Origin of the sequence: Sphingobacterium sp. UME9 (genome assembly GCF_014170215.1) — a bacterium.
In the GTDB taxonomy this organism is placed as follows: domain Bacteria; phylum Bacteroidota; class Bacteroidia; order Sphingobacteriales; family Sphingobacteriaceae; genus Sphingobacterium; species Sphingobacterium paramultivorum.
The window spans coordinates 710,497-721,708 of sequence record NZ_LZZP01000005.1; the positions used below are offsets into that span (position 1 = coordinate 710,497).

The following is an 11,212-nucleotide window of genomic DNA, read 5'->3' on the forward strand; positions in this document are numbered from 1 at the left end:
ACTCCTGCTCCTGTCACAGTGACACTCCCCCATTAATTCCTTTTGATCGCTATCAACGACAGTTACTTGGACTTTTTGGGTTTGAACATGCACATTTAATGTGGATAAAGAAGCACAAATAGCAGTAGATACGACTAAGGCTTTACTCATATTTTTAGGTATTCAATTCGAATGATTAAATCACCCTCGCTGGAAATGCAGAGGAATTTAACCAATCATCATATAACCAAGTTTACAAAGTATATTTCACTTGTTGGTGCAAGTATCAGGACTAAAGTTACGCAAACGTTGCCGGCAACGTTTGCATAGGGGAGCCTATTAGGTTTTGTAATTTTTTTTAATTAATATTATGTTCTATTTTGCCAATTATGAGATTCGAAAACTATACAATCAAAGATATTGCTAAAGCACTTAACTTATCAACGTCCACAATCTCCAGAGCACTAAGAGATAGCTATGAAATAAGTCCTGAAACAAAAAAGATTGTGTTGGAGTATGCCGAAAAGATCAATTATCGCGCTAATCCCATTGCAAGGAGTTTAAAGGAACGTCGAAGCCACTCTCTTGGTATCATTGTCAGTGAAATAGCCAATAATTTTTTCTCCCAAGTCATAAACGGTGTCGAATCTATTGCCTATGACAAGAACTTTCATATCATTATTTCACAGACACATGAGTCTTCAGAAAGGGAAAGGCTGAATGTTGAGTATCTAACATCCAGAGGCATAGATGGGTTATTGATAGCCTTATCCTCTGAAACCGAGGACATTTCTTATCTCTACCAATTAAAAGAACGTGGATTTCCAATTGTATTTTTTGATCGGATCCCACAACAGTTCGACACATACAAAGTCATCGTAAACAATCAGCAAGGAGCCTATGATGCCACCCAGCACCTCATAAAACTTGGAAATAAGAAAATTGCACATCTTACAAACTCTAAATCATTGTCCATAACAAAGGACCGACTAATGGGGTACAAAAAGGCACTGATGGCTAATCATATTGATTTCGATCCAGATCTGGTTAAATACTGCCAATATGGGGGGCTACATTTGGAAGAAATCGAAAATGCAATTGAAGAGCTTATCCGCATTGGTTTTGATGCTATTTTTATTTCTGGCGATAAGTTAACGACAGGATATCTCCATGTCATGAAAAAAAGAAATTTTGAAGCCTGTAACGATATTGCTATCGCTGGATTTACAAACTCTAATGTTGTCGAACTATTCTCATCTAAAGTAACTGCCATAAGACAACCTGCTTTCGAAATGGGGAAAATCGCTACGGAACTTCTTATCAAATTAATAGAAGCCAAATATCCGATTACAGAATTTGAAACGCGTGTATTACCTACTGAGTTAGTCTTCAATGACTAAATAAAAAGCCGTAAGAAAAAATTTTCCTACGGCTTTTTGAAACGACATAATAGTGCGTAGCTATTGCGCTCTTTCCTTCTCCTCGTTACTTGTATCTTTCTTACGATAGTTATTTTTTAAATTTCCGAATTTATACGAATAGGTCAATCGAACCACACGACGATCTTGGTATTGCCTGATACTGGAGTCGAAATCGCCGAAATTGGTTTTCAGATTCTGATTCCCTGTATTAAACAAATCGCTCACCGCCAGTTTCAAAGAACTACGTTGATCTTTAAATGTCTTTGTCGCTCCAAGCTCCATATCCCAGCGGGCCTTCATATCGTATACATTATATTTGAAAGGAGAGAAATACCTCAAATTGACATTAGCCGACAGACTTTTCGCCAATTTTAAATTGTGCATCGATGTAGCCTGCAAAAGAAATGACTTCCTTTTCAGCGGATGACCACCCACCATGCCATCAAAGTTAAAATGGATGCCTGTAATATTGTTATTCATGCTCCAAATCTTGGATACCGTTATAGGGATGTTCAGATTCAGATAAGCAGTCAAATTTTTACCTAAATTTTCACGTATAACCCAAGTTTGTTTCAGTACTGAATCTTGCCCCATACTCTCTACAATCGCATCCCGTACATCGTTAATTCCCAATGTCACATTGTAACGTTGCATCAACGTATAATTTAGGGTGAATTCATTGGAGAATTGCGGATTCAGATAAGGGTTGCCACGTTCGAAGGTTAGTTTATCAATGAAATAATCAAAAGGATTCAACTGTCGGTAATTGGGACGGGTGATTTTCCTTGCATAACCTAAGGAAAGAATATGATTCTCATCGAGGGTATATGTCAGATTTGCATTCGGAAAAAGTTTAAAGTAGTTCCGCTTCACCTGCTTATTTAAGGTCAATGAGTTTCCATCAGAAAACGTATATTCTCCTCTCGCACCGACCTTCAGCCCCCATTTTCCTATCGTATTATTATAGTCTATATATCCAGCGGCAATCTGCTCCTTATACACAAAATGATTCGTACGTTTTTCATTATTAATCCAAGAATTGTTCAAAAAATCTTCAAAGGTTAAGTCGTTATCCGACGTAACATTAGAATATTTAGCCCCCATCTCAAGCTTGGAAACCTTAGACAGCGGTTGTTCATAATCCAATTTGGCGACATAGATATCGATTCCGATGGGCATTCTACTACGTTGGATCTCCTCGGGAGTAATCGCATCCATCTGACCATCAAAATATTGGTTATTATACCCTACCCGTTTGCTGCTTTTGAATTTACTCCAATCCAGATCAACGGTAAGTTTTCTGCCATTAGAATCAATTCTAAACTCATTGTTTAAATTAGCAGAGTACCGATCAAATAACTCTTTGAATTGCGATGTCGAAATCAAAAGCGAATCCAATGTTGTAAAAGACTTTCCTACATTGGTCTTACTATCGTTATCATTGTATTCGATATTATTCGAACCATTAAACTGCACGGTTAACGTATTTCTGGCTGATGTCCTTTGCTCAACACCGAAACGATAGGAATGATTCTGTTCCTTTTCATCCAATATCGACCTTTGTTTAAAATAGGTCTTTTCCCCTTTATTTTGAATAACACGATCAAGCAGGAGCTTCCGGTGGCTTTTCTCATTCGAATATGCATACGATCCAAATACTGTCGTATTATTCTTTTTATAATTTAAGGATAAGGAGCTATTCCCTCTGAATTTTTCTCCCCGCCCTGCCGTCATGTTAAAGGTTCCGTTAAATCCTTCCATCCGATTTTTCTTGAGGACAATATTTATAGTCCCCACAGCCCCCTCAGCGTCATCTTTTGCTGCCCGGGTGGTGATAACTTCGACGGACTTAATCTGGTTACCATCCGTACTTTTCAAAAAATTCACCAACTGTTCACCCGACATATAGGTCTGTCGACCATCGATGGTCACTGATACACCAGATTGACCCATCAACTGTAGGTTATTATTGTTATCTAAACTCACTCCAGGGGCGCGCTGTACAATATCTAAGGCATTATTCCCTGCGGCCAAGGGAGAGTTTTCGACATTTAAAACCAGTTTACCAGGCTTGCTTTCAACCATCGGCCGCTTACCCTCTACGGCGACCTCCTGCAATTTTCGTGTGTCCGTGTTCAGCAGGATCGTTGGGAGCTTGTAATCTGATTTACTGATATCAAAAACGCTGCTCTTATTGGCAGTATACCCAACCATTTTGACGTCGACATAATAACTTCCAGCTTGGATATCCGAAAATTGGTATTCTCCATTTTCATCTGTAACAACTGCTTTCAAAATAACAGTTGTCTTTGCCTTCATCAGATAAGCAGTTGCAGAAGCCAAAGGCACATTATTTTCCACCCGTACATTGCCTGTAACTTTCACTTGTGCATAGGCAAAGGAAGCAATTAAAAAATTTAAGAGTAAGAGGTAAAAATATCTTTTCATTCGTTTATAAATAGGTGTAATAGCATTTACTTTTAATGGCACTAAATAGGCTTATCACACGAGGTTCAGTAGTGATTTTCGATTGGTTACAGCTTCAATAATTTGTCTTCCACCTGAAGGTGGAAGACTTGGTTTATGTTATTTCTTTTTTGTCTCTATGGTAACACCATCTTTTTTGACATTAATAATGGTATCCCGACGAATGACAACAGACGTATCAGTTGCGATTACTTCATTGCCCTCAGCATCTGTTTCGTCACTGTCATCTGACTTTTTGGGCGGTAAGGCACATTTCAACCCGAGTGAAGTGACCACAAACTCAACATCTTTTACATCCGCTAGATCTTCCCGATAACGATCCCGACATTCGTAGAATGAAATATCCCTTAATTTATCTCTAAGATTATCATTGATGGTCAATTTGGTGCCTACTGGGAGAAACAAGGTAATATTGACCTCTTGATCCCGATAGAGTTCACCTTCATTCAACTGGAACGCATTGTCAAATGTTAATGACGTACTATCTTGTCTCAACGCATAATTAATTTTACCTGCTCTGTCTGTTGCAACTTTATAGGAATTTCCTTTAGCCGAATACTCATAACGTACATAAGGTTCCTGTAGAGAATCGATACGTTCGACACGGATACGAATATTACGTCTCAGGTAAGTAGAGAGGTTTTCGTTTTTTATACCCAAACCGCTTTTTACGCCATTTTTTAAACGGATTACCCGAATATCATTTTCATTTAAGTAATAAGCAGCTTGTTTTTGCAGCGGTTTCTCTTCAACAATTGTACTAGACTCTTTGAATTCCTTTGCTACCGATGTAGCGTAGTAGATAATTGCGCCTATCGACGCCAACCAGACTAAAAATAAGGTGGTTGTCAAATAATTGTTCATTGGTTTTTTCTCGAAGAGAACGCGGAGAAGCAAATAGAACAATCCAGCAAAAGGGATAAAAATGGCCAAGAAACCCGCTATCAAAGCAAAAGGTACGTCACTCGGATTCATGAGATAAAAAGGACCAGAATCGTCCATGACGTCAGGAATTACGTTCACAATAGCCAGTGCAAAGAAAATAAGTCCAATAATCAACCCGATGAGCGTCAACCCAACGATAATAACAAAGAATACGCCGATGACTTTCACAAAGACCTGCAATAATTTAGCAACACTATCGCCTGTACGATCCATTCCCCTCGAAAATGAATCCCTCACCCCGCTCATTTCTTCGTCGAACGAACGTTTGAAGTTCTGAATATTCGGTGCCTCCCCACGCATTTCCATCTTATCTGCACGAGTTACAGCGAGCGGCATGACGATCCACAGGATGACATAGACCAATACGCCCGATCCACCGATCACAACAAATAAAGCAAAGAGTAAGCGCACCCATTTGGCCTCAATGCCAAAAAAATGTCCCAGTCCACTACATACTCCACTGAAAACTTTGTCATCAGGGTCACGCATCAGCTTCTTCCCTACTTTAAAGCCGTCTGCATTTGGCTGGCGCTGAAAAGATGCATAACCATCCTGATCCTCAGATTCAAAATCACTTACACTCCCCATTTGCTCTATCACAGCATTAACATCGTCCATATTCAGAACTTCTTTGCTGCCCGCCTGAATCTTTTCGGTAAACATTTCAGAAATACGATTTTCAATGTCCTCTAAAATCTCCCGACTATCTTCCGATTGCCCAAAGTGCTTCTTTATATCAATCATGTAGGAGCGAAGCACCTCATAAGCATCCTCTTCAATATGGAAGACGATACTATTTATGTTGATAATTATTGTCTTATTCATCGTTATTGTCTTTAACTGGTTTAGTTGAATCATTGTTTCTACCCACCAATGACGTGTTTACAGCAAACACGAGCTCATTCCAGGTAACATCTAGTCGCGAAAGGACTTCTAACCCTTCTTGGGTAATTTCATAATATTTTCTAGGCGGACCTGAAGTCGACTCCTTCCATATATAGCTTAACAGGCCATTGTTTTTTAGACGTGTTAAAAGCGGATATAAGGTTCCTTCCACAACCAATAATTGAGCTTTCTTCAGTTCGCTGATAATATCGGAGGCATAAATTTCTCCTCGAGAAATTATGGATAGGATACAATATTCAAGTATCCCCTTCCTCATTTGGATTTGTGTATTTTCAGCTATCATAACAATACAAAGATATATGTATTTTATGGTACCATGCAATACATAGTACCATACAAAACAAAACAATTTTATTAAATCACTGATTTACAGATGAATAATTTTTAAATTCATAATATTTTTATTTCTATCAGGAAATTTTTGGATATTTAACGCCATGATTAAAATCTTATTAGACTATAAGTGGTGTTTTATTTGGGCCATAATAGTTATTATTTTATGCACACTCCCGGGTAACAATTTTGACGCAGTTCCCGCCTATCCGGGTATGGACAAATTAGTTCATTGCGGTATGTTTTTTGTTTTCTGTACGCTGCTTTACAATGGTGTTATCCAGCAATTCAGCGGTAAACCAACCCGCTGGCTTCCGATTTTTATCGTATCTATCCTCGGATTTTTATTTGCTGGACTGACAGAATTACTTCAGCTTTATATTTTTACTTATCGGAGCGGTGATTGGTGGGATTTATTTGCCGACAGCATCGGAATAGGGATGGCCGGGTTTGCCTATCTACTAAACTATGTCAACCGAAGGTCGTAAATACCGGGTTGATTTAGTTTTGACGATTTCGTTATCATTGAGTGCTTTACCAGATATATATATTGGGTCTATATAATTAGCTACTTAAATTATAAGAATTCGCTTTAAATTATCTGAACGCGTTCTTCCGGGCTGTGAATTTTATTCCTTATTATTTTTAAATGAACCCATACGCTATGGACCAGATTGGACTTAGGCCCTTGCTAAAGTAGCAATAGATACCCGACAGTCAACAGCATCTAAGAGTGTTAATGCCGCGGAAACAATCGTAGCGCCTGTTGTTAACACATCGTCCACCAATAGAATGTGTACATTGGCCGGCACCCCAGTGGCCTGACAATCGAAAATATCACTTACATTTTCGTAACGGTCGAGTCGCCCCTTACCTGTTTGGCTAATTGTCGCTTTCTTTCTTACCAAAATATCTTCACGCAACGGGATTTCCATCGCTCTGGACAAACCTCTCCCAAAGTAAGTGGATTGATTATAACCTCTTTTTCGGAGTTTGCTCTTATGTAATGGCACAGGAACAATACAATCGATATCCTGATAGGCCTTTACTTCTATTAATTTTAAGCCGTATAGATAACCAAAATATTCCGCAAGAAAGGGTTGATTATTGTATTTAATCTGATAAATGAGGTGCTCTACACGGCTATCCTTTTGCATTAACAAAAAAGAACAGGCCACTTCCACTGGAGCTTTCCCCCAAAGCTGTCTTGCGGTATCGTTATCTGAATATTCGTGAAAGTTAGTATAAGGCAAGTGGAAATCGCATGCTATACAAATAAACTTTTCCTGATATTTTAGCACACAGCCACAACAGCCACATTCTCTTGGAAAAAAGATGGATACAAAATCGCTAAAAAGTTTATTTAATTCGGATTTCATCTGGTTAATTCCCCTATTAAAGATAGGAACTATCCTTCAGATTATGCCTCGGATTCCTCCTTTTTCTCATCCTTGATTGCTAATTGTCCGCAGGCTGCATCGATATCTTTACCACGGCTACGTCTCACATTCGTGATTATACCTTGACTTTTTAGATAATTTGCAAATACCTCGATTTTATCTGCTTCAGCATTCAAGAAATCGGCCAGTGCGATAGGATTATATTCAATCAGGTTGACCTTACAAGGAACGTGTTTACAGAACTTGGCAAGTTCTTTAGCATCCTCCAATTCGTCATTGAAATTGTTAAAGACAATATATTCAAATGTAATTGGACTTTTTGTCTTTGCATAAAAATACTTGAGGGCTTCTGCCAGAGCTTTTAGTGAGTTCTGCTCATTGATAGGCATAATTTCATTCCGCTTTTTATCATTTGCAGCGTGCAAAGAAAGTGCAAGATTAAAACGCACCTGATCATCACCCAATTTCTTAATCATTTTTGCGATGCCAGCAGTGGAAACAGTGATCCGCTTGGCAGCCATATTTAATCCATCGGGAGCCGTAATGCGCTCAACCGACTTCATCATATTGGCATAGTTCAGCAAAGGCTCACCCATCCCCATATAAACGATATTTGTCAGTGGCTGCCCATAATTCTCTTCGGCTTGCTTGCTGATCAGAACGACTTGATCATAGATCTCATCGGCATTGAGGTTCCTTTTACGGTCCATATAGCCTGTTGCACAGAACTTACAGGTTAAGCTACAACCCACTTGTGAGCTTACACAGGCTGTCATTCGCTCCGGAGCAGGGATCAATACCCCCTCAATGATATTATTGTCATACAGCCAAAAACTACTCTTAATTGTTTTATCTGAGCTGATCTGAGATTCTTTAACTGTAACTGCATTGATCGTAAAATTCGCTTTCAGCTTCTCACGAAGGGGCTTACTTAAATTGCTCATCTCATCAAAATCTACACAGGACTTTACCCAGATCCATTCATAAATCTGCTTCGCACGAAAGCCCTGCTCCCCCAACGCTGTAAGTTGATCTTTGATCTGATCCAAAGACAAACTCCTGATATCTATTATTTTACTTTTTTCAATCACGGTACAAAGATAAGAATAAATAAGTGACAAAAAATCCCGTTCTAAGAAATAGAACGGGACAACTGTTATGTATGTGTTTTAAAATAGGTAGGAGCGAGATCCAATTAGCCATGAATGGCTTCTTTACTTCCGTACGACTGAATTAACTTCCCTTCAAAATCCAACCACTCCTTCCAACGCTTTTCTACGTCGACGTCTACGGTATATTTGCGTGCAAAATTTAAAAATGTTGTATAATGATTTGCCTCAGATACCATTAAATCATGGTAAAACTTCGCAAGATCTTTATCTTGAATATTTTGCGAGAGCACTCTAAAACGTTCGCAGCTTCGGGCTTCGATCATCGCCGCGAATAATAAACGGTCAATAAAAGCCATATTTCTACTGCCATCTTTTTTAGAGAATTTCATCAATTGGCCAACATAATCATCTTTTCTTTCACGACCCAAGGTATAGCCACGTTCTTTGATGATATCAATAACCATCTTAAAATGTTCCATCTCTTCGATAGCAATTGCTGTCAGTTCATGCACTAAATCTTCGTATTCTGAGTTGTTTGTGATTAATGATATTGCATTTGAAGCAGCCTTTTGCTCACACCAGGCATGATCAGTCAAAATTTCTTCTAAATTTCCTTCTGCGATGTTTGCCCATCGCGGATCTGTCAACAACTTTAATCCAAGCATCTTACTCTCTAAAATGATTTACGCCACAAAGGTAGCGAATATCTCAGCGTTAAAAAAATGATAATAGCTCTTTAGGCATCTTTATGAAGAGCCTTTCGAATTTCAGGTGCTATTTTTTCGCCAAAAATCTCAATAGAACGGAGCATCTCTTTATGTCCAGGGGCGCCCACATCCATGTGTGCAGAGAAACGTGTCAATCCGAATTTCTCCTGTATTTGCAAAATTTTATCTACGGCATAATTAGCATCCCCAACAATAAGGTGACCCCTTGAAGAACGCCCAAAGTCATATTGTGTACGTTGGTATGGAGGCCATCCGCGGCTCGCCCCTATGCGATCCATTTGAGAAGAGTAAACAGGATAATAATAATCTGCTATTTGGGTACTATTGTCGCCAAAGAAGGCATGCATGTGCACGCCAACTTGAAAATTAGCCATATCATGCCCATTGTCTTCATAAGCTTGGCGGTACATATCAAATAAATGGTCGAAGCTTTCGTACATGCCACCGATGATAGCAAACATCACTGGCAAACCTAGTTTTCCTGCACGGATAACAGAAGATGTTGTACCTCCTACGGCAACCCAAATTGGCAGTGATCCATTTTTAGGCCGTGGGAAGACTTCTTGATTGATTAATGGTGCTCTAAAATTTCCTCGCCAAGTAATTGGATTTTGCTTGTTCAATCGTAGCAAAAGCTCAAGTTTCTCCTCAAATAATTCGGAATAATCTTTCAGATCATAACCAAATAAAGGGAAGGATTCAATGAAGGATCCTCTTCCAGCCATCAGCTCAGCACGTCCATCGGATAAAAGATCGACTGCCGCGAAATCCTGAAATAATTTAACAGGATCCGCAGAACTCAATACCGAAACTGCACTACCCAATTTAATATTTTTGGTAACTGTAGAAGCCGCAGCCAAGACTATTTCGGGTGCTGCAACCGCATAATCTGCCCGGTGATGTTCCCCGATTCCAAAGAAATCCAATCCTACTTGATCCATAAGCTTGATCTCTTCAATAATTTCTTTCATTCTATCTTGTGCTGCCTGGATCTGACCTGTAACAGGATCTATCCTCGAGTCACCAAACATTCCTATTCCTAATTCCATAATTGTCTATTTAAATTCTAAATCAAAATTAAAACCTTCTTCATTTAATTAAATTGATGTAGGACAAGAAATCCGAATAGCTTCAGCGCTTTCACCGATTTTGACAAGGTAAAAGGCCTATCGCTACTGTATAACCACCTTAAAAGAAAGCTAGCAGACAATAACCCCGCCCAATTAGAAGAGAGCGACCGTATTCTTCGCTACCTGGTCTGCATTCCCACTAAAATGATGCCCCCCGGAGAGGTATTTTTTTGTAAAATTCTTAAGTGTTATTTTTTGTACAGGAAAATCGGCTTCGTCGTCACCGAGAATGACGCCCGTTTTGACTCCATCCATGCGATTGATTTCAGCGATGACATCAAGACTTCGCTTTGTATTACTACGGCCTAAAATATCAGCTATATGGATCTCCAGATCTGTAGACACGGATGGTTCCAAAAGCACAACGCTCTTTACATTTTTTTTAACAACTGGATCCAAGCGGTTAATAATAAAAGGGACCGCATCTGCTCCAAATGAATACCCAACGATGAAAAGACGCATATTCTGCCGTGAGGATAACAAAGTCTTCAAGGTATTAGAAATATCTCCTGCTATCTCATTCGGGCTTTTTTTCTTCCAGAAATAATTTTTTGAATCAAGAGCTGCGACAGTATATCCTGCTCCAGCAATCAGCTCACAAAGCTTGTTAGAGAATGAATTAAATCCACCATCTCCACTCAGATAGAGAACCAGGGGTAGTACAGCTTTATTATTCCAATATTTCATGTCAATCAAACGTTGTTGAGCAAAAGCATGAAATGCTATGCTACCAATTATAAATAAAGTGGCTAATTTTTTCATCTGTATGAG

At 39.0% G+C, this 11,212-nt stretch carries 10 protein-coding genes; 2 read left to right on the forward strand and 8 right to left on the reverse strand.

The window, feature by feature from the left end; translation table 11 throughout:
* Window positions 1–368 precede the first annotated feature (368 nt).
* Window positions 369–1,379 carry a LacI family DNA-binding transcriptional regulator gene (locus A9970_RS11540; protein WP_182982363.1) on the forward strand — a complete coding sequence of 337 codons (1,011 nt, stop codon included), beginning with the start codon at window positions 369–371 and terminating at the stop codon, window positions 1,377–1,379.
* 60 nt (window positions 1,380–1,439) lie between these two features.
* Here A9970_RS11540 and A9970_RS11545 read toward each other — a convergent pair whose 3' ends face one another.
* The 3 genes from A9970_RS11545 to A9970_RS11555 form a co-directional block, all read right to left on the reverse strand.
* Window positions 1,440–3,848, reverse strand: a complete 2,409-nt coding sequence (locus A9970_RS11545) for a TonB-dependent receptor domain-containing protein (protein WP_182982364.1) — start codon at window positions 3,846–3,848, stop codon at window positions 1,440–1,442.
* A gap of 138 nt (window positions 3,849–3,986) precedes the next feature.
* Window positions 3,987–5,657 carry a PspC domain-containing protein gene (locus A9970_RS11550; protein ID WP_182982365.1) on the reverse strand — a complete coding sequence of 557 codons (1,671 nt, stop codon included), beginning with the start codon at window positions 5,655–5,657 and terminating at the stop codon, window positions 3,987–3,989.
* The gene (locus A9970_RS11555) at window positions 5,650–6,021 is read right to left on the reverse strand and encodes a PadR family transcriptional regulator (protein WP_046673104.1); all 372 of its coding nucleotides are present in this window, start codon (window positions 6,019–6,021) and stop codon (window positions 5,650–5,652) included. The genes A9970_RS11550 and A9970_RS11555 overlap by 8 nt, the downstream gene beginning before the upstream one ends.
* 154 nt (window positions 6,022–6,175) lie before the next feature.
* Between A9970_RS11555 and A9970_RS11560 the strand changes: the two genes are divergently transcribed.
* Window positions 6,176–6,559, forward strand: coding sequence for a VanZ family protein (locus A9970_RS11560; RefSeq protein ID WP_083663417.1), 384 nt, complete (start codon window positions 6,176–6,178; stop codon window positions 6,557–6,559).
* A 192-nt stretch (window positions 6,560–6,751) separates the two neighbouring features.
* Here the strand turns inward: A9970_RS11560 and A9970_RS11565 are convergent, their stop codons facing one another.
* The 5 genes from A9970_RS11565 to A9970_RS11585 all read right to left on the reverse strand — a co-directional run bounded on the left by A9970_RS11565 (window position 6,752) and on the right by A9970_RS11585 (window position 11,203).
* Window positions 6,752–7,450, reverse strand: a complete 699-nt coding sequence (locus A9970_RS11565; RefSeq protein ID WP_182982366.1) for a ComF family protein — start codon at window positions 7,448–7,450, stop codon at window positions 6,752–6,754.
* Window positions 7,451–7,491: 41 nt separating this feature from the next.
* Entirely contained in the window at window positions 7,492–8,562 is a 1,071-nt protein-coding gene (gene rlmN, locus A9970_RS11570) for a 23S rRNA (adenine(2503)-C(2))-methyltransferase RlmN (protein ID WP_153844478.1), read from the reverse strand.
* Window positions 8,563–8,666: 104 nt separating this feature from the next.
* Window positions 8,667–9,248, reverse strand: a complete 582-nt coding sequence (locus A9970_RS11575) for a tRNA-(ms[2]io[6]A)-hydroxylase (protein ID WP_153844479.1) — start codon at window positions 9,246–9,248, stop codon at window positions 8,667–8,669.
* Window positions 9,249–9,319: 71 nt separating this feature from the next.
* The gene (locus A9970_RS11580; RefSeq protein ID WP_182982367.1) at window positions 9,320–10,360 is read right to left on the reverse strand and encodes an Atu2307/SP_0267 family LLM class monooxygenase; all 1,041 of its coding nucleotides are present in this window, start codon (window positions 10,358–10,360) and stop codon (window positions 9,320–9,322) included.
* Window positions 10,361–10,534: 174 nt separating this feature from the next.
* Complete coding sequence (locus A9970_RS11585) at window positions 10,535–11,203, reverse strand: AcvB/VirJ family lysyl-phosphatidylglycerol hydrolase (protein WP_182982368.1); 669 nt, start codon at window positions 11,201–11,203, stop codon at window positions 10,535–10,537.
* Window positions 11,204–11,212 lie beyond the last annotated feature (9 nt).